18 protein-coding genes and 1 pseudogene are annotated in these 20,241 nt (G+C 38.4%); 3 read left to right on the top strand and 16 right to left on the bottom strand.

Annotated features, from left to right (window positions below; translation table 11 throughout):
* Positions 1-3: 3 nt before the first annotated feature.
* The 16 genes and pseudogenes from rnhB to rpsB all read right to left on the bottom strand — a co-directional run bounded on the left by rnhB (position 4) and on the right by rpsB (position 15,640).
* On the bottom strand, positions 4-648 hold the full coding sequence (gene rnhB, locus ABXG98_RS13795; RefSeq protein ID WP_502901563.1) for a ribonuclease HII: 645 nt from the start codon (positions 646-648) through the stop codon (positions 4-6).
* Positions 649-673: 25 nt separating this feature from the next.
* Positions 674-1,864 carry a lipid-A-disaccharide synthase gene (lpxB, locus tag ABXG98_RS13790; protein ID WP_353539268.1) on the bottom strand — a complete coding sequence of 397 codons (1,191 nt, stop codon included), beginning with the start codon at positions 1,862-1,864 and terminating at the stop codon, positions 674-676.
* Positions 1,865-1,883: 19 nt separating this feature from the next.
* Positions 1,884-2,654 carry an acyl-ACP--UDP-N-acetylglucosamine O-acyltransferase gene (lpxA, locus tag ABXG98_RS13785; RefSeq protein WP_353539267.1) on the bottom strand — a complete coding sequence of 257 codons (771 nt, stop codon included), beginning with the start codon at positions 2,652-2,654 and terminating at the stop codon, positions 1,884-1,886.
* Between the two features lie 116 nt (positions 2,655-2,770).
* Positions 2,771-3,202 carry a 3-hydroxyacyl-ACP dehydratase FabZ gene (fabZ, locus tag ABXG98_RS13780; protein ID WP_353539399.1) on the bottom strand — a complete coding sequence of 144 codons (432 nt, stop codon included), beginning with the start codon at positions 3,200-3,202 and terminating at the stop codon, positions 2,771-2,773.
* Positions 3,203-3,364: 162 nt separating this feature from the next.
* Positions 3,365-4,408, bottom strand: coding sequence for a UDP-3-O-(3-hydroxymyristoyl)glucosamine N-acyltransferase (gene lpxD / locus ABXG98_RS13775; RefSeq protein WP_353539266.1), 1,044 nt, complete (start codon positions 4,406-4,408; stop codon positions 3,365-3,367).
* A 2-nt stretch (positions 4,409-4,410) separates the two neighbouring features.
* A complete protein-coding gene (locus ABXG98_RS13770) occupies positions 4,411-4,929 on the bottom strand; it encodes an OmpH/Skp family outer membrane protein (RefSeq protein WP_353539265.1) in 519 nt (172 codons plus the stop codon).
* A gap of 117 nt (positions 4,930-5,046) precedes the next feature.
* Positions 5,047-7,521 (bottom strand): outer membrane protein assembly factor BamA, encoded by a 2,475-nt coding sequence (bamA, locus tag ABXG98_RS13765; RefSeq protein ID WP_353539264.1) that lies wholly within the window; start codon positions 7,519-7,521, stop codon positions 5,047-5,049.
* A 144-nt stretch (positions 7,522-7,665) separates the two neighbouring features.
* Positions 7,666-7,830 (bottom strand): annotated as a pseudogene (locus ABXG98_RS13760) (zinc metallopeptidase RseP); the annotation flags it as partial.
* Positions 7,831-7,877: 47 nt separating this feature from the next.
* Positions 7,878-9,239, bottom strand: a complete 1,362-nt coding sequence (gene rseP, locus ABXG98_RS13755) for a sigma E protease regulator RseP (RefSeq protein WP_353539263.1) — start codon at positions 9,237-9,239, stop codon at positions 7,878-7,880.
* A gap of 39 nt (positions 9,240-9,278) precedes the next feature.
* Positions 9,279-10,499: a 1-deoxy-D-xylulose-5-phosphate reductoisomerase gene (gene ispC / locus ABXG98_RS13750; protein WP_353539262.1), complete on the bottom strand. Its 1,221-nt coding sequence runs from the start codon at positions 10,497-10,499 to the stop codon at positions 9,279-9,281.
* Between the two features lie 5 nt (positions 10,500-10,504).
* Positions 10,505-11,371: a phosphatidate cytidylyltransferase gene (locus tag ABXG98_RS13745; protein WP_353539261.1), complete on the bottom strand. Its 867-nt coding sequence runs from the start codon at positions 11,369-11,371 to the stop codon at positions 10,505-10,507.
* An 80-nt stretch (positions 11,372-11,451) separates the two neighbouring features.
* Positions 11,452-12,198 (bottom strand): polyprenyl diphosphate synthase, encoded by a 747-nt coding sequence (uppS, locus tag ABXG98_RS13740; RefSeq protein WP_353539260.1) that lies wholly within the window; start codon positions 12,196-12,198, stop codon positions 11,452-11,454.
* Between the two features lie 85 nt (positions 12,199-12,283).
* Positions 12,284-12,841, bottom strand: coding sequence for a ribosome recycling factor (frr, locus tag ABXG98_RS13735; protein ID WP_353539259.1), 558 nt, complete (start codon positions 12,839-12,841; stop codon positions 12,284-12,286).
* A 63-nt stretch (positions 12,842-12,904) separates the two neighbouring features.
* On the bottom strand, positions 12,905-13,636 hold the full coding sequence (pyrH, locus tag ABXG98_RS13730; RefSeq protein WP_353539258.1) for a UMP kinase: 732 nt from the start codon (positions 13,634-13,636) through the stop codon (positions 12,905-12,907).
* Between the two features lie 230 nt (positions 13,637-13,866).
* The gene (gene tsf / locus ABXG98_RS13725; protein ID WP_353539257.1) at positions 13,867-14,703 is read right to left on the bottom strand and encodes a translation elongation factor Ts; all 837 of its coding nucleotides are present in this window, start codon (positions 14,701-14,703) and stop codon (positions 13,867-13,869) included.
* A gap of 208 nt (positions 14,704-14,911) precedes the next feature.
* On the bottom strand, positions 14,912-15,640 hold the full coding sequence (gene rpsB / locus ABXG98_RS13720) for a 30S ribosomal protein S2 (protein ID WP_353539256.1): 729 nt from the start codon (positions 15,638-15,640) through the stop codon (positions 14,912-14,914).
* 440 nt (positions 15,641-16,080) lie between these two features.
* Here rpsB and ABXG98_RS13715 point away from each other — a divergent pair, with 440 nt between their 5' ends.
* From ABXG98_RS13715 to glnD, 3 genes are read left to right on the top strand one after another with little or no spacing between them, the layout of a single operon-like run.
* Positions 16,081-16,719: a DsbA family protein gene (locus ABXG98_RS13715; RefSeq protein WP_353539255.1), complete on the top strand. Its 639-nt coding sequence runs from the start codon at positions 16,081-16,083 to the stop codon at positions 16,717-16,719.
* A 23-nt stretch (positions 16,720-16,742) separates the two neighbouring features.
* Positions 16,743-17,534: a type I methionyl aminopeptidase gene (gene map, locus ABXG98_RS13710; protein ID WP_353539254.1), complete on the top strand. Its 792-nt coding sequence runs from the start codon at positions 16,743-16,745 to the stop codon at positions 17,532-17,534.
* 19 nt (positions 17,535-17,553) lie between these two features.
* Positions 17,554-20,190: a [protein-PII] uridylyltransferase gene (gene glnD / locus ABXG98_RS13705; RefSeq protein WP_353539253.1), complete on the top strand. Its 2,637-nt coding sequence runs from the start codon at positions 17,554-17,556 to the stop codon at positions 20,188-20,190.
* The last annotated feature ends 51 nt before the right edge of the window (positions 20,191-20,241 follow it).

Below are 20,241 nucleotides of genomic sequence, written 5' to 3'. Positions count from 1 at the left end.
TGTTCACTCATGGGTTAAACCTAACACTCTGGCAACAGGTTTAAAGCTTTGACGATAACAATCTAACACGCCATGTTCAATAATTTTTTCTAGGTGAGCTTTGGTTGGATAGCCCTTATGTTGGGCAAAGCCATAGTGTGGATATAACTTATCTAAAGCGATCATTTCATTGTCGCGGGCAACTTTTGCCAAGATTGACGCAGCACTTATTTCAGCAACACGATCATCCCCTTTGACTACGGCTTGGCTATTAATATTACCTTGCTCTGTCGCAAAACTTGGCGTGCGATTACCATCAACTAACACATAATCTGGCATCACGGGTAAATCTTGAACAGCTCGTTGCATGGCAAGCATAGTAGCATGAAGAATATTTAAGGTATCAATTTCTTCTGGGCTAGCGCGTCCTATTGACCACGCAATGGCTTTATCTTTAATTTCGTCACTTAATAGTGCGCGTTTTTTTTCCGATAACTTTTTGGAGTCCATTAAGCCTTCAATAGGATTGTCGGGGTCTAAGATCACGGCTGCAGTGACTACATCTCCTACCAACGGGCCTCGCCCTACTTCATCTACACCAGCAATACAATAAGCAATGGGGTATTCAAAATCGGGAAAAACGTGCTTTTTAGAGGTGGTTTTAGCCATAAGAACTCGAGTTAGTTTACGCTAATTAGCAAGGTTGAGAATGATACAATGCAATAACAGCCTTAGCTGCTTTTTCACTAGCATTACATTGTAACTGTTGGTGGATACGTTCAAAACTAGCATTTAGCTGGCTTTGATCTTGATATAATCGCGCTTTTATCAAAGGAATAATTTGCTCAGGACAAACCTCATCTTGCAATAACTCAGGAACTAACGCTTCATTGGCTAATAAATTAGGCAGTGAAAACCATTTCAATTTGACTAACCATTTAGCCAATAGGTATGTGAAGGTATTAAACTTATAACAAATCACCATCGGGCGTTTTATCAATGCCGCTTCTAGGGTGACCGTGCCAGAGGCAGTTAATAAACAATCGCTGGCTGCCATTACCGCTTGAGTTTCATCAATAATTACATCAACCTTTAACGTTGGCGCGTAAGTGCTTTTTAGCTCATTGAATTGTGTTGCACGTTTTTCACTCACCATAGGTGCTACCAAATGCAAATTTGGATCTTGTGCTTGCAATTGCAGCGCACTATCAAAAAAAGGTTCAAGCAAACGTGACAATTCTCCCCCTCGACTGCCTGGCATTAACGCTAAAATTTTGTTTTCAACAGGTAAATTCAGAGCAATTCTAGCCTGTTTTTTATCACTGAACATAGGAATATCGTCTGCTAGCGGGTGGCCAACAAAGGTACAAGGTACTTGGTGCTTGTCATAGAAGCTTTTTTCAAAGGGAAGCAACGAAAGTACCATATTGGTGGCTTTGGCAATGGTAAAAATTCGTTTTTCTCGCCATGCCCACACCGAAGGACTAACATAGTGAACTGTTTTGATCTTTTGCTTTTTTAAACGTAGTTCTAAGCCAATATTAAAGTCTGGCGCATCAATTCCGATGAAAACATCAGGTTTATGGGTAGTAAAATACTCAACTAAAGACTTTCTAACAAAAAGTAAACGTCGGATGCGGCCAAGTACTTCAACAATACCCATCACAGCTAGCTCTTCCATTGCAAATAAGCTATTAAAGCCTAGTTTCTCCATTTTAACACCGCCAATGCCAACAAACTGTGCATTGGGGTATTGCTTTTGTATAGCTTGTATTAAACCAGCACCCAAGGTGTCACCCGAATGTTCACCCACTACTATGGCAAACACTGGGGCTTTCGGATTAGAGTCTGTTTGGTTATTGTCAGCTACCGTAGAAAATGTCACTGTGCGAGATCCTAAGGTGTTAACGTATTATGCCACGGGTAGATTGGCTTATCGAGTTGGTAAATAGGTCAAGTGCTGGCGATGAATCATCTGATGCTGCAATGACTGATAAGGCCTCTTCAACTGACTGTTTTTTTCTGTAGACTTCTTTATAAGCACGTTTAATAGACATGATGATATCGCTTGAAAACCCACGACGCTTAAGACCTTCACTATTTAAGCCGAAAGGTTTAGCTGGATGACCTGAAGCCATGACATAGGCTGGAATATCTTTTAGTACCAGTGCATTAGCAGCAACAAAGCTATGATCACCAATATGACAAAACTGATGTACGCCTGACATTCCGCCAATAATAACGTGATCGCCCACATGAACATGGCCAGCAATAGACGCATTGTTTGCCATGATACAATGATTACCTACCATGCAATCATGGGCTACATGAGTGTAGGCCATAAATAAATTATTACTGCCTATTTGCGTTAAGCTGTTATCTTGAATCGTACCGCGATGAATAGTGCAGCACTCTCTAAAGATATTATTGTCGCCAATAATTAACTCTGTTGGTTCACCGGCATATTTCAAATCTTGGCAATCTTCACCAATGCTGGCAAATTGAAAAATTCGATTGCCTTTGCCTACCCTCGTTGGACCATTAATGACTACATGTGAGCTAATATGGCAGTCATCGCCAATAACAACATTACTTGCTATATAAGTCCATGGGCCAATCGTAACGTTCTGGCCAATGATAGCTCCCGGTTCAATAATCGCTTGTGGATGGATCATCACAAATACCTTAGGTAAAATTTCAGTTGAATTTGAAGAAAAAAAGCACGGAGTTGACCTTAGTCAATGAGTACTTTTGACGCTCAAATTACCGCAATACAACAACAAAACGAATGTTAAAGTTTTCTTCGAGCACACATAAGGTCAGCTGAACAAACTACTTTACCATCCACTCGCGCTTCACCATAAAACTTCCACATACCACGACGCTCTTTAATAAATTCAACGTGAAGATGCATAGTATCGCCGGGTAACACGGGCTGTTTAAAGCGTGCTTTATCTATAGAGGCAAAAAGATACATTTCATTATCTTCACGACCTTCGCTACTTTTAAAACCTAATATGCCGGTTGCTTGTGCTAACGCTTCTAAAATTAATACCCCAGGAAAAATGGCCGCATCAGGAAAATGACCGGTAAAAATAGGTTCATTGATAGTCACATTTTTTATGGCATGTAAACTTTTTAATGGTTCATAATCAACCACTTTATCAACCAGCAGCATAGGGTATCTGTGAGGAATTAACGCTTTGATTTCATTAAGTGAGATTGGTTTTAGTTTTTTCTCTAAATTAACAGTGTCCAAATGATTTATCCTTTCATTAGGTTGTGTTGATAAGTATGTCAAAGAAGTCAACACAAGGGGTTGCGTTATGTAATGCTGCTTTTTACAGCTTATTATTGTTTTGAAGAAATCAATTTTGACTGAATTCTATTTGTTTTCGTTCTGTTGTTCTAATGTTTTTATGCGTTTGGTCAAACTATCCAAACGTTTAACCCGGGCATTGGTTTTATTCCATTCTTTATTTGGCGCAGCAGGCATACCAGACGAGTATACACCAGAAGCAGTAATATCTTTAGTTACCATTGCCATGCCAGTAAACACACAATTATCGGTTATATTAATATGACCATTAATGCCAACTAGGCCGGCTATAGTACAGTTTTTTCCTAACTTAGTACTACCGGCAATCACACTACAGGCAGCCATCGCGCTATTTTCACCGACAACTACATTATGCGCAATTTGAATTTGATTATCGAGAATTACACCGTCTTCAATTATTGTATCTTCAAGCGCGCCTCTATCAATAGTAGTGCTAGCACCGATTTCAACACGATTACCAATTACCACACTGCCAAGTTGAGGGATTTTATGCCACTTATACTGTCCAGATACAGGGGCGTAACCAAAACCATCAGAGCCAATAACCGTGTTGGCTTGAATCAAACAATGTTCACCAATAATAACATTGTGATAAATACTAATGTTAGACCACAGCTTGCTGCTTTGACCTATTACGGCATTTTTACCTATAAAGCAACCGGCACCTATACTGACATTATCAGCAAGTATAACACCTGACTCAACAACAGTATTTGCGCCAATACTAACATTGTTACCCAATTGCGCACTAGCATCAATAACCGCACTGGCATGAACACCTTCGGAAACCTTAGGTGTTGTATCAAGTAAATTAGCTAATAAAGCATAACCCATATAAGGGTTATCCATAACCAACGCATTGACAGTACACTGTGCCAACATATCTGGAGACACAATAACAGCGCTTGCCTGAGTTGTACTAAGTTGTGATAGGTATTTCTTGTTTGCTAAAAACGCAACTTGCCCAGATTGTGCATTTGCAAGTGTTGCCAAACTATGTATGTTGATATCGGGTGAACATTGTTGTTCATCAGCAAGTACCAGTTTAGCATCAATATGTGTTGCTATTTCAGCAAGTGTATACATCATAATTACTTAAGCTTACTTACTTGTTCAACAACTTTACTAGTAATGTTAGTTTTTGGCTTTGAGAAAACAACTGCTTGCTTTGAAATCACTAAGTCATAACCATTTTTAGCTGCGATATTATCTACTGCTTGAGTAACAAGTGCTAATAATTTATTGGTTTCTTCATTTTTACGCATAGAAACCTTTTGCTGAAACTCTTTCACTTTAACTTGATACTGTTGATATAAACCAGCCATTTTAGTTTGTAGTTCCGTCTTTTCTTTTTCGCTCATTAAAGAACCATTACGTTTCAAGTTTTCATCTTCAAAGGTTAAATCTTTTTGCAGCTGCTCAATAACGGCTTTTTCATCTTTAAATTCGGCTTCTAACGTTTGCATCAATGTTGCGGCTTGAGGGATTTGGCTAATCGCTTCCTGCACATTAACTACAGCAATTTTTTGCTCTAATGCCATGGCACTGCCAGCTAATAAAAGGGTAGAAGCCGTTGCGGTAATAGCCATAGATTTAATAAATTTTTTCAATGTAAATTCCTCTTTGTTTATTTTATTTATTGCTTGCTTTAATTGATTAGCTAAGCGGTAATATTTACTAGATAAAATTACTAGCGACTTTTGGCTAGATAAAATACCTAATGAGCATTAAAACGTTTTGCCAATATTGAAGCTAAAGAATGCAGTATCATCATCTTTCTCTTCTTTGATTGTTTTCGCAAAGTTAAATATCATCGGCCCCATAGGTGATAGCCACTGAATCGATAAACCACCAGAAGCACGATAACGATCTTCTCTAGAAAAATCTGCCAGTTTGTCAAACTCCACTGGCGCTAATTCTTGATAATCTGCAATATTAAACTCAGTATCCCAAACGTTACCGATATCAACAAAAAAGCTGGTTCGGACGCTATTAGCATAACTTTCATCTAAAAATGGCGTAGGTACTATTAACTCTATACCACCAACGGCAATAGCGTTACCACCAACACTGCGAGATGACACATTAATAGTGTCATGATCTGGCCCTAAACAACAGGCCGTACCACCTGTTGGATCAGGTGTACCACCGATTGACGTTGGCCCACGATAAATTGCTCTCGGCCCAACAGTATTGTTTTCAAAACCGCGCAGTGTGTCAGAGCCACCGGCTCTAAAATTTTCCCAAAATGGTAACAATTGATCATTACCATAAATCTTACCATAGCCATTACCATAACCTAATTGCAAACGGGTTAATACCGTCCAACGCTGATTACGGGTCAGAGGAAAATAAAACTTACTATCAAAATTCACTTTGAAGTACTGCACATCAGAGCTATTCGGCGTTGTCATTTTTAACGATAGCTGTTGCGATGACCCGGCTGAGGGGAAAGTACCACGGTTTAACGTTGTTCGGGATATATTAGCATTAACATCAAAATTGTTAAATTCTTCTAATGAATCAGGGTTGTTTGGATCAGCATGCAGATCATAGAATTGCTGTATCTGCTCATAAGAGTTTAACGATGAAATACTGTTACTTTTAAAGCCTAGACCAAAGCCAACTCGCACATATTCATTAATAGGAAAACCCCAGTTAAGGCCAATACCATAGGTTTTATTATTATAATCTTCTAAATTAGCACTACCTGCATCGAATGCTTGATAAAAGATTTGACCACCTAATGACACCGCGTCGGTAGTAAAGTAGGGATCAGTATAAGAGATACTGGCACTTTTTGAGTACTTATTGGTGTTAATACTGAAGCCAACACGATTACCCGTACCTAAAAAGTTATTTTGCTGTATACCTGCATTTAAGCTAAGGCCCGTTCTATCACCAAAACCAATACCTGCGGTAAATGAACCCGATGGTTGCTCTTTTACGGTAAAATTAACATCGACTAAATCATCTTCACCGGGTATCTGTTTGGTGTCAACTTCAACGGTTTCCATATACGGCAAGCGTTGTAACCATGCCTTAGAAGACTCAACCACACTGTTTGATAACCAAGCGCCTTCCATTTGTCTCATTTCACGTCTCAACACGTTATCAGCAGTAACGTGATTACCGGAAAAATTAATACGGTTTACATAAACACGCTTACCTGGGTCAATTGAAATTGACAACTTAACGGTATGGTCTTCATCATTAATATCAGGAATAGTAGTTACTTTAGGATAAGCGTAGCCAAAACGGCCAAGAAACTTACTAATAACTTCTTCGGTATAAGTAATTTCTGCGCCATTATAAAGTTTATCGACTTGTAGTGGGTTAATGGCACGAATAGTTTGTTCAAATCCTGCCATATCACCAATAAATTCTACATCACTGATTGTATAAGTTTCACCTTCAGTAACATTTAACGCAATATAAACAGATTCTTTATCTGGTGTCATAGATACTTGGGTAGAATCAACATTAAAGCGAAGGTAGCCACGGTCAAGGTAATAGCTATTAATGGTTTCCATGTCACCTTGTAAAGTCTGCTTTTGATATCTATCTTGCGCCATAAAATTCCACCATGGCGAATCAAAAGTAAGCTCTGTTTTATCCAGTACTTGCGCATCAGTAAAAACTTCATTACCAATCAAGTTAATTTGCTTAATTGCGGCTGCATCACCCTCAGTAAATTTGAACTCAAGGTTAACGCGGTTTCTGGGTAAATGAGTAATAGTAGCCGTTACATCTGCATTGTATTTACCCACACTGTGATAAAAATCTTCCAAACCGATTTCAATGCCTGAAATAACTGTACGATCTAAAGTTTCACCGACACGAATATTGCTACCATCAAGGCTTTCAGTTAATTGCTCATCTTTTAGATCGCTATTACCATCAAAGGTAATACCACTGATCGTTTCACGCTCTTTTACCCGATAAATAACACGATTACCGTCACGATAGACCCGAATATCATTGAAGTGCCCAGACTTATACAAGAGTTTTATTGATTGGGAAATTCTAAACTTATTTAGATTATCACCAACATTAAACGGAATATGAGTTAATGCCGCGCCCAAAGCAACGCGTTGCAAGCCTTTGACTTCAATATCTTCAACCTGAAATTCTTCAGCTGCTTGTGCTGTTGTACCTAAAGCGCCTAATAACACGGCAAAGGCTAATTTTTTAATTATCATAAATGTTTATTCTATTACTTCTTTTAGTTTCTAAACTTAGGAGCTAGATTTAAAACCTAAAGCCTACAATTAACCCACAATTTTTAATTTTAAATTCAAATAGCTTCATTTAACAAAGCCCGTATTCAAAACGACTATTCTTTATTACCCCAGTACCCGGCTAAAATCATTAAACAGTGCGATGCCCATTAATAGCATTAACGCCAAAGCACCAACCTTAAACCCTGCTTCTTGAATGTGTTCAGGTACAGGTTTTCCTGTCAAAAGCTCTATAAGATAATAGAGTAAGTGTCCGTCATCAAGTATTGGTCACTTAGATAAAGCGTAAAAGGTTATTTTTTACTTTGCTAACACAGTTACCCTAATACCCGACTAAAATCATTAAACAGTGCGATGCCCATTAATAGCAATAACGCTAAAGCACCAAACTTAAACCCTGCTTCTTGAATGTGTTCAGGTACAGGTTTTCCTGTCAAAAGCTCTATAAGATAATAGAGTAAGTGTCCGCCATCAAGTATTGGTAAGGGTAAAAGGTTAATTATCCCTAAATTTATGCTAATTAATGCTAAAAAGCCCAAAAAATAAACAAAACCATACCCTGCACTATCACCTGCACCTTGGGCAATAGCAATAGGACCACTCAAATTTTTAACTGATACATCACCCGTAATCAATTTACCGATCATATCAAAGCTTAAGGTGACTAAGTTCCACGTACGGTGAATGCTTTCCCCTATGGCTGCGAAGAAGCCATAGCTAATTTCAATTTGATATGCTGCTGGCCATTGGTCAGACTTGGGTGAAACACCTAAATAACCTATTGTTTTACCTTGCTGTTCAACACTTTTAGGCGTTACTGCAACAACTTGTGAACGTCCTGCTCGTTCAATTGTAATATCGACAGTTTGGTTTGGGTATTGCCTTATTTTTTGAGAAAAATCTAGCCATCCGTCATCTAATGGTTCAGCATTGAGCGCAATAATTGTATCACCCACTTGCAAGCCAGCCTTCTCTGCGGGGCTTTCTTTACCTATTTGAGCCAATTCATTATAAACCTTAGGGCGATAAGGCGTAATCCCCAAGCTTGTCAACGAGGATTGCTTTTCGGGCGAAAATTGCCAATCTTTAGTCGCTAAGGTGTAACTCTTAGCATATTGGCTGCCATTATCTTTAGCTTTTAGTGTGATTGATGTTGAGCCAATCTCTCCAACTAGGGCTAGATTAACATCTTGCCAGTTCTGTGTTTGTTTACCTGCCACTTCAACAATTTCAGCATGGCTAGGTAATTGAGCTAAACCAGCAATAGAGCCCGGTTCAATATCACCAATAATGGGCTTGATGCTTGGCACACCAATTAAAAACATCAAATAAAAAGCAAAAATTGCAAAAGCAAAATTAGCAAAAGGCCCTGCGGCAATAATAGCAATACGTTGATAAACAGACTTAGCATTAAAGGTTTTATCTTTGTCCTGTGCTGGCACATCATCAACACGTTCATCAAGCATTTTAACATAGCCGCCAAGCGGGATCATAGCAACCACATATTCAGTACCATCAGCTGCTGTTTTACGCCAAAGAGCCTTACCAAAACCAACGGAAAAGCGCTCGACTTTAACCCCATTTTTACGCGCGACCCAAAAATGACCATATTCATGTACAGTAACAAGAATACCGAGTGCGATAACAAAAGAGGCGGTATTCCACAAAAATTCAAACATGCTTATTTCTAACCCTTAAATAAACCAACAAAAAACTGACTAATAATTCGCTAACAATTGTTGAGCAAATTCTCGAGCGCGTGTATCTAAGGAAATCACCTCATTAATATTACTTACCTGTTCTGAGACAAATTTTTTCACAGAAGTTTCATTTATTTTGTAAATATCAGTGAATTTTATTTTTTCGGTTAAAAATGCAGCAACAGCAATTTCATTAGCGGCATTAAGTGCGGTACAGGCCGCCTGTCCCTTTTCACAGGCATCTATCGCCAACTTTAAATTTGGATATCTTTTAAAGTCAACCGCTTGGAATTCAAAAGCAGGGGTACTAAAAAAATCTAACGGGGCAACACCTGAAGTAATTCTTTCAGGGTAAGATAACGCATGGGCAATGGGTGTGCGCATATCTGGATTACCCATTTGCGCTATCACAGAGCCATCTTGATATTGTACCATTGAATGAATAGTACTTTGTGGATGCAACACCACGGTAATATCATCTGCACGTACATTAAATAACCATTTAGCTTCGATAAACTCTAAGCCTTTGTTCATCATGGTAGCTGAGTCGACCGATATTTTTCGCCCCATCTCCCAATTTGGGTGAGCACAAGCTTGAGCAGGTGTCACATGCTCAAGCTCATCATAAGCCAAGGTTCTAAACGGACCTCCTGAGCCTGTTAACAAAACTTTACTAATGCCACTTTGAGCTAACTGACAATGCCCTACTCTGCCCTGTTCTTGCCAAGGCAAGCTTTGAAATATCGCATTATGTTCGCTGTCAATAGGAAGCAGCTGGGCCCCTGATTGTTTCACAGCCTCAATAAAAATAGCACCCGAGGTAACTAATGCCTCTTTATTTGCAAGCAACACTCGCTTGCCTGCTTCTACCGCTGCTAATGTTGGCATTAAGCCTGCTGCTCCGACAATAGCCGCCATGACTGTATCGGAATCATCAGCTTTGGCAAGTTCTATCAGCGCATCTGTGCCTGATTTTATCTGAATTGCACTAAGGTGTTGCTCAGCTAAACGCACCGCTAGCTGCTGGGCATGCTTTGTCGATACCATCACCACGGTTTTAGGATTAAATTCAATGCATTGTTCAACGAGCTTATCGACACTAGCATAGGCTGATAAACTAACAATATTAAATTTATCAGGGTGTAATCGAACTACATCTAAGGTACTTTCACCAATAGATCCTGTTGACCCTAGAACGCAAATATTCTTTGCAGGCGTATCTACTTTAGTTTTTATCACTGCCTTTACCAACCGAACATGACATAACAAAGAGCAAATACTGGTGCGGTGGCCGTTAAACTGTCAATTCGATCTAAAACACCACCATGGCCCGGTAAAATTGTACCACTGTCTTTAACCCCAGCTTGGCGTTTGAACATACTTTCATTAAGATCGCCCAACACAGACACAGTAGTAATTAATACCGTTACTAATAACACAGTAGTGACTTGATCACTGTTCCAACTAAGTTGATAAGCCACAATTGACATCAACATACACGCAAATGCCATGCCCCCCAGAAACCCTTCAAATGTTTTGCCTGGGCTTACATTTGGCATTAATTTATGCTTACCAAAGGCTTTACCAACAAAGTAGGCACCGATATCAGCACTCCACACCATCAAAAATAACAACATCAATAATTGTGCCCCCTGATAACTATCTTCAGGATAAGCATGTGTGCGTATCACCATAAAAGCAAGCCACGTTGGTACAAGCGTTAACCAACCAAAAACACCGCGAATGGAGCGATGTTTGGCCCAAAAGGCACTGGCGCTAGGATAAGAAAACATTAAGAAAGCTGACAATATCCACCAAGCTATTGCTAGCCATAACAGCATGAGTGCATATTCGTTAAGCACAGTGGTATTAACCCATAACTCATTAGGCGACACTAGCCCCCAAATACAGGCAATTAATATTAAGGTAGTAACAACAAAGCCACTACGTCGGGCTTTAGTATCAAACCCCATTAATGGTCCCCATTCCCACGCACCGATACCAATAACTGCTAGCAATAAAACAGCAAAATAGATCAAGGGTAAGTAAAAAATTGCTGCTATTGCAGCAGGGGCTAAAATTAACGCGGTAATAATTCGTGTTATAAGCAAGTTATTTCCTTTTTATATCTGTAATTACTATGTCATTAGTTATTATTTTTTTTTGACTTAATTACTTATTCTTTATTATTTTATTTAACTTGTTCGCCGGTTTTTCCAAAACGACGTTCTCTTTGATCGAACACTTCTATCGCTTTTTCAAACGCTTTTTCATCAAAATCAGGCCATAAAACTTCAGTAAAATAAAACTCTGCATACGCGGCTTGCCACAATAAAAAGTTACTAATACGATAATCACCCCCAGTTCGAATTAATAAATCCAGTGGGGGTAGTTTAGCTAAGCAAGTGTGCTCATTAAGTGAGTTTTCAGTAATATCGTCTAACGATATTTCATTATCCTGCACTTGAGTAGCTAACTGCTTTGCTGCATTAGTAATATCCCAACGGCCACCATAATTTGCCGCAACAGATAAAACCAACTCGGTATTATCTGCCGTTAATTGCTCTGATTTTCTTATGCTTTTTTGCAGTTTATCTGAAAAACGACTTAAATCACCAATCACTTTAAAGCAAATATTATTTTTATGTAAGCGTTTAACTTCTTTCGTTAACACATACATAAACAAGTCCATCAGCACACTAACTTCTTGTTCGGGTCGTTGCCAGTTTTCGCTACTAAAAGCAAATAAGGTTAATGCTTTCACGCCTGCTTTACGGGCACCCTTAACAACCGCACGCACCGAATTAACACCTGCTTTATGACCAGCAACTCGGCCTTTGCCTTGAGCTTGTGCCCAACGACCATTACCGTCCATAATAATAGCAATGTGTTCAGGAATTTTTAACTTGTCATCTACTGATGCTATGTTAGTAGGCACTGACATTCCTTATGTGAAAGGTTTTAAATGGGCAAAAGCACCTAATGATTTTCTGCATTTAAGTGCTTATCTGCAAGCTTGAGAATTAAATTTCCATTAACTCGGCTTCTTTTTTTGCCAGTAACTCATCAACTTTTTTCACATAGGTATCTGTTACTTTTTGAATTTCATCTTCTGCTTGATGGTGTTCATCTTCACTAATTTCTTTGTCTTTTAATAAACTTTTAAAATCAGAGTTTGCATCGCGGCGAATATTGCGGATGGCAATTTTTCCACCTTCAGCTTCACCACGTACAACTTTCACTAAATCTTTACGGCGCTCTTCTGTTAATGGCGGTAAAGGTATGCGGATAAGTGTGCCATTAGATTGTGGATTTAAACCAAGATCAGATTTCATAATCGCTTTTTCAACTGCAGCAATCATTCCTTTATCGAACACAGTGATTGACAAATTTCGTGCATCAGGCACTGAAATATTACCCACTTGGTTTAACGGTGTTTCCATACCATAGTAATCAACACTAATATTGTCTAGTAATGAAGCATGAGCACGCCCTGTTCTTACTTTGTTAAGGCTGTTTTTTAAAGATTCAATGCTTTTTGCCATACGCTCTTGCGCATCTTGAGTAATTTCATCTATCACTGTGTTTCTTCCTACAATAATCTAAAAAGGTTAATTGAAAATTTTTAAAATATATATCGCTACTTAAGCCATATTTTTGATAACGGTACCCTCGGCTTCACCCATGATAACCGACTTGAGTGCGCCGGCTTTATTCATATTAAACACCCGAATAGGCATATTATGATCACGGGCTAACGTAAAGGCAGCAAGGTCCATCACTTTTAATTCGTTGTCTAACACTTCATCAAAAGTCAATTCGCTATAGAGCTGTGCTTGGGGGTTTTTTACTGGGTCTTCTGAATAGATACCATCAACTTTAGTTGCTTTTAACACTACATCTGCTTCAATCTCAATACCACGTAAGCAAGCTGCTGAGTCAGTAGTAAAGAAAGGGTTACCAGTACCAGCAGAGAATATTACCACTCGACCCGATTTTAGCAAACTAATGGCATTAGACCAGTTATAACGCTCGCAAACACCTGCTAAATCGATTGCTGACATTAAACGGGTGTTAACAAACGCACGATGCAATGCATCACGCATTGCTAAACCGTTCATTACCGTTGCTAACATGCCCATTTGATCGCCTACAACGCGGTTCATGCCTGCTTCAGCAAGCCCAGCACCACGAAATAAGTTACCACCACCAATAACCAAGCCTACTTGAATATCCATCTCAACCAATTCTTTAATTTCCTGAGCCATACGATCAAGAATTTTTGGGTCAATACCAAAGCCTTCTTCACCCATTAGGGCTTCGCCACTCAATTTAAGGAGAATACGACGATAAGTTGGTTTTGAATTAATGGTCATGTGTGATAGGTTCCTGTTAGGTGATGAAATAGCGCGGTTATTTTAGTACTTTTCGCCCAATCACGGAAGTATTAACTTTAAAAACTCGTTTTTATTATGCCTTTTCAATGTAAATCATGAAAAAAGCGTATAAAAAAACGTCTACCGAGGTAGACGTTTTATAGTCATTCTAATTAATTGAGCCATTAACAACGCAAGCGCTGTGTAATTAATATTTCAAATAAAACAAATTAACTTTTAGCTGCGGCTATTTGTGCTTCAACTTCAGCTGCAAAATCTTCATCTTTTTTCTCAATACCTTCACCAACTTCTAAACGAACAAAAGAAGTGATAGTAACGCCTTTCTCTTTCAATACTTCGCCTACAGTTTTCTTAGGTTCCATGATGAAAGCTTGACCAGTTAAAGAAACTTCACCAGTGAATTTACGCATACGACCAGTTACCATCTTTTCAGCGATTTCTTGTGGTTTGCCTTCATTCATTGCGATATCAATTTGAATTGCTTTTTCTTTTTCAACAACTTCAGCAGGAACATCTTCAGGTGTCAAATATTCAGGCTTACTTGCTGCTACGTGCATTGCAATATGCTTAAGTGATTCTTCATCACCTTCACCTGCAACAACTACACCAATAGTTGCACCATGCTTATATGAAGCTAACGCTGCACCGTCAACGTAAGCAACACGACGCACATTGATGTTTTCACCAATTTTAGTTACTAATGCGATACGTTTTTCTTCAAATTGTGCTTGAAGTTCTTCAATTGAAACTTTTGAAGCTGCAGCAGTTTCAGCTACTTCATTAGCAAATGCTAAGAAGTTTGCATCTTTTGCAACGAAGTCAGTTTGACAGTTAACTTCAACTAATGTGCCATCTTTAATGATGATTTGACCTTCAGCAGCGATATTACCAGCTTTTTTAGCCGCTTTAGCTTGGCCATTCTTACGCATATTTTCAATCGCAAGTTCCATGTCACCATCAGCTTCTTGTAACGCTTTTTTACAATCCATCATGCCCGCAGCTGTGCGATCACGAAGTTCTTTAACCATTGCAGCAGTAATTGCCATGAGTTAGATCCTCAGTATTCAGTTATCCCCAACTTACTGTTTTGCGATAAGCAAGTACCAACAATAATCTAGTGGGAATAAGTATTAAATTAGGTGTCATAAAAGCAGCACATTAAACTAAAGGTTTATTGACACTGCTTTTATGTATAAACGAAATGTGTTACTTCATTACTGTCTTACACTTATTTTAAAAAGTGATAAGTGGTAATTATTCAGCTTCAACAAAACCGTCTTTTTCAGCTTGTACAACAATGTTTTTCTCACGACCAGCAATTACCGCATTAGCAATAGCGTCACAATATAACGTCACTGCACGGATTGCATCATCGTTACCCGGAACAATGTAATCAATGTTATCAGGGTTTGAGTTAGTATCTACAACAGAAATTACTGGGATACCAAGGTTGTTTGCTTCTTTGATAGCGATATGTTCGTGATCAGCATCGATGATAAAGATAGCATCAGGTAAACCACCCATGTTCTTAATACCACCTAAACTTTTATCAAGTTTTTCCATTTCACGAGTACGCATTAATGCTTCTTTTTTAGTTAAAGCTTCAAAAGTACCGTCAGTGCTTTGAGATTCAAGTTCTTTCAGACGTTTAATTGATTGACGAACTGTTTTCCAGTTAGTCAACATACCACCTAACCAACGGTGATTAACGAAGAATTGATCTGATTTAATCGCAGCATCTTTGATCGCATCACTTGCAGCACGTTTAGTACCAACAAATAAAACTTTACCTTTCTTAGAAGAAACATTGTTAATGAAAGCAAGCGCTTCATTAAACATAGGAACTGTTTGTTCAAGGTTGATGATATGAACTTTATCACGAGCACCAAAAATGAACGGTTTCATTTTTGGATTCCAGTAACGAGTTTTGTGACCGAAATGAACACCTGCTTTAAGCATATCGCGCATTGAAACGTTTGACATTGTATTTTCCTTTCTGGGGTTAAGCGTTCATACACCCAATATACACGACCCTAAACGCTGTATTCTTGTGGTATTTAATCAAATGTCCGCAAGATATTATTCAGCCGAGCACCCCGGTATACCTTTAATAGATGTATGTGAGTTTATAATATAATCAAGGTTGCCGATTGGCTAACATTGACCTGTTTAGTTGGCACTAAAATGAGTGTTTTTTGCGATTTAAAAAAAACTAAAAAACCACTAAGATTTTAGCGCGGCACTTTATACCATAAATCGATTAAATTAACCAGAAAATAATTTTTGTCCTTGTGCTTTTCTGCATTGCTATTTCCCTTCCAGAAGAAAAGCACTTAATCATATTGGTATAATTGCCTTTATCACGGTAAAATCAATAATCAGAATAGACTGATCACCCCAGATTTAATAAATTTAGGTAAACAATGACAACACCGAACATATCTGCACAACTGTTTTTCCTGTATGACAGCCATTGCCCTTGGAGTTATGTAGCAACAAAACTGGTCAATGAAATCCACAATGTTTTTCCACAGATCACCCTAAACTTATGGCACACGGCATTTTTTGACGGTAAAACCAATGATTCTTCTCGTCGTAAAGTAAATGAAATAAAAGAAGTTGAAAGGCTAGCTAATATTCAATTCTCGCAAAATTATCAGCAGCTGTTACTTGAAAGCAAAAACTCAATATTGTCGGCAAATTTAATGACTTGGGCTCAAAATAAAACCCCAGACTTGGTATTACCTTTGTTAAATGCACTGCAAGAGGCACACTTTGAACAAGGCAATCAATTAACTTCAGCCACAGACTTTGACACGATAATAAGCACACTTAAATTATCTCCACCAGCAAAAGTGTTTAAGCATGATAAACTCAGTAAAGATGCAATGATCCAACTTGAAGAAATATTTGCATTACAAGAAATTATTAATACCCAAGCAATTCCGGCATTATTGTTAGCGGTTGAAGATCAATTGATTTTACTTAATCATAATTTCTACCTATCTGAGCCAAAAGCAATTATTGAAGCAGTTCAATTAGAGTTAAACAAATACACCTAACATCTAAAAGGTAAGAGAGAATAATGGCCATACAAATTAAAAGCCAAGATGAAATTGAAAAAATGCGAGTTGCAGGACAACTTGCTTGTGATGTTTTAGAGATGATTGCTCCCTATGTAAAGGCAGGGATCACTACTGACGAACTTAATACTATTTGTGCTGATTATACTGAAAAAGTGCAACACGCAATTTCTGCGCCGTTAAATTATCACAGTTTTCCAAAGTCTATCTGCACCTCTGTTAACCATGTGGTTTGTCACGGTATCCCTGATAATACACAATTGAAAGACGGTGATATTATCAATATTGATATTACAGTTATCAAAGATGGTTACCACGGCGATACCAGTAAAATGTTTTTAATCGGCGATGTTTCGCCAGAAAACAGCCGTTTGTGCCGTTTAGCACAAGAGTCTTTATATGTTGGCATGAAAAAAGTCAAAGCAGGTGCTGCTTTTGGTGAAATAGGCGCCGCTATTCAAAAATTTATCAAAAGTAAAGGCCGCTATTCGATTGTAAAAGATTATTGTGGTCATGGTATTGGTGTTGATTTTCATGAAGAGCCGCAAATTGTTCACTACAAAAACAATGACAAAACTAAAATGGTTGAAGGCATGTGTTTTACCATAGAGCCTATGATTAATTTAGGTAAAGCAAGTACCATTTTAGACAAAGATGATAATTGGACTGTTTACACCAGCGATGGTAAAAATTCTGCTCAGTGGGAACATACTCTAGTGGTAACCAAAACAGGCTGCGAAGTATTAACTTTACGAAAAGAAGAAACCATTAGTCGCATTCTTCACAACGTGTAACACATATAAAGGTGAGCCATTGAATAATCATCCACTCTCGAACCATATTGTACCTACTGACTTTATTGAAAGTTTAGCGATTACCGCGAATGAATTATCTAGCAAAGCTATTTGCCAGTTAACGCTCAGTTTCAATGAGTGGTTAAAAACTGCATTTTCCGACAATGATGTTAATGATCTATTAGTGGCTCGAGCGGTGTTTGTTGATGCTATTCTCGCCAAACTATGGTGCCAACATCACCTTGATGAATTTCAAATCAGCTTACTTGCTGTCGGTGGTTATGGGCGTGGAGAGCTTCACCCCTATTCTGATGTAGATATTTTAATCCTTACTCAGGCAGAAATTGATCTAGAGCTAGAAGAAAGAATATCAAGCTTTATTACTCAGCTCTGGGATATAAAACTTGATATTGGCCATAGTGTACGTAGCATCGATGAATGTTTGAAACAGGCCACCAACGATGTCACGGTTGCGACCAATTTAATGGAAAAGCGACAAGTTGCAGGAAATGAAGCCTTAACTCTACAGTTACAGCCATTGTTGCATGAAGACGAATTTTGGACCTCAGAAAAGTTTTTTATTGCCAAACGGGCTGAACAAAAAAAACGTCATCAACAATTTCATGGCGCAGCTTACACGCTGGAGCCAAATTTAAAAGCCAACCCCGGTGGCCTTCGTGATATTCAAACCATAGCCTGGGTGGCAAAACGCCATTTTCTTGCTGACTCATTAGAAGAATTAGTAGAACATAATTACCTATACCCTAATGAACTGTTTGAGCTTATTGAAGCACAAGATTATTTATGGCGGATGCGTTTTGCCTTGCACTTTGTTGCAAAACGTAGTGAAAATCGTTTGTTATTTGACTATCAAACGGACGTTGCCAAAATGATGGGGTTTGGTGATGAAGGAAAAGCGCCGGTTGAGCGCATGATGAAGCGCTTCTTCCGCATAATTTCCCGAGTGAGTGAATTAAATACCATTTTATTACAACGCTTTAAACAAGAAATCATTCAAAACTCAAATCAAACAACAAGTGTCACTATCAACCAAGATTTTGAGTTAGTTGATAAACTGATTAATACCAGCAACGATCGTATTTTTATGCGGCCAGTAAAAATGATTGAAATGTTTTTGATCATCGCGCAAGAGCCTAGCATTAAAGGAATTCACTCACATACTTTACGATTAATGAGAAATGCACGTCGACGTTTGATCTCTGGCTTAATTGATTATGCCCAATGCCGTGAAATTTTTATGCAGATAATCAAACATCCTCGTGGTTTAGGTTTGGCATTTAATTTAATGCATCGTCATGGCATTATCGGCTCATATTTACCCTCATGGCGTAATATTGTTGGCCAAATGCAGTTTGATTTATTCCATGCCTATTCTGTTGATGAACATAGTTATCGTGTGGTGAAAAACCTCTATCAATTTAGTCAAAAAGAGCATAATCACAAATTTCCACTGTGCAGTAAAATCATGCAAAAAATTCGCAAGCCTGAAGTATTATATCTAGCGGGAATTTTCCATGATATCGCTAAAGGTAGAGGCGGAGACCATGCTGAATTAGGTGCAGTTGATGCGCTCATATTTTGTCAATCTCATCAAATGAGTAAGCACGATAGCAATATGGTGTCTTGGCTAGTGAAAAACCATCTTCTGATGTCAGTAACAGCCCAACGTCGCGATATAACCGACGAAAACGTGATTCGTCAATTTGGTGAAATTGTTCGCGACGAAGCGCATCTAGACTACTTATATTGTTTAACCGTGGCTGACATGCGAGCAACCAATGAAAGCTTATGGAATAACTGGAAAGCTAACTTATTACATGATCTTTATTTTAATACCTTACGCGCCTTCCGTCGTGGATTGTCAAAACCTGTAGAAACGCGATCTAAAATTCGAGAAAACCAACAGCAAGCGCGAGAGATATTAGCCGACAGCCCAATAGACGATGCAGCACTGAACGCATTATGGGCTGAATTTAGAGTCGATTATTTTTTACGTTACTCACCCGAGCAAATAGCACGTCATTGCCAACGCATTATTGGCCACGACCGGGCGCTTCCTCTAGTAATTATTAGCCCTAAGCCTTATCGAGGCGGCACTGAGGTGTTTGTTTTTGCAAAAGAAAAGGTCAACACTTTTGCAAATACGGTTGAATTGTTGGGTATGAAAAAACTCTCCATCCATGATGCAAAAATTATTACCACCAAAACTGGCTACACGGTTAATACCTTCATTATTCTTGATTCTCGCGGTAAAGCTTTAAAAGAAAGTTACCAAACTCAAGAGATTACCCAGGCATTAAGTGAAAAATTAAGGCAGGATAATTATTGTGATATTCCGCTGCAACCAGCACGTAGAGAAGTAAAACAGTTCAAGTTCCCACCAAGGGTCAGTTTTATTAAACTAAATGCTAAAAGCAAAACCATGATTGAAATCATAGCTCTAGACAGGCCAGGTTTACTTAGTAATATTGCGCAGGTTTTCCAACAATTACACATTAATATCCACTCAGCTAAAATCACCACCTTTGGTGAAAAAGCAGATGATGTTTTTACTATTTCAACCAGTGAAAACATGGCATTGTCGAAAGATGAAAAGCAGCAATTAGCTGATATATTAACCGAAGAAATCAATTAACTTTGATGAACTTTTTCAATTATCGATTACCAATTATCAATTACAGGAAAT

The sequence above is a fragment of the Colwellia sp. KU-HH00111 genome (assembly GCF_040362745.1).
In the GTDB taxonomy this organism is placed as follows: domain Bacteria; phylum Pseudomonadota; class Gammaproteobacteria; order Enterobacterales; family Alteromonadaceae; genus Colwellia.
The sequence above is the reverse complement of the archived record's forward strand: the minus strand, read 5'-3'. Positions and strand labels throughout refer to the sequence as shown.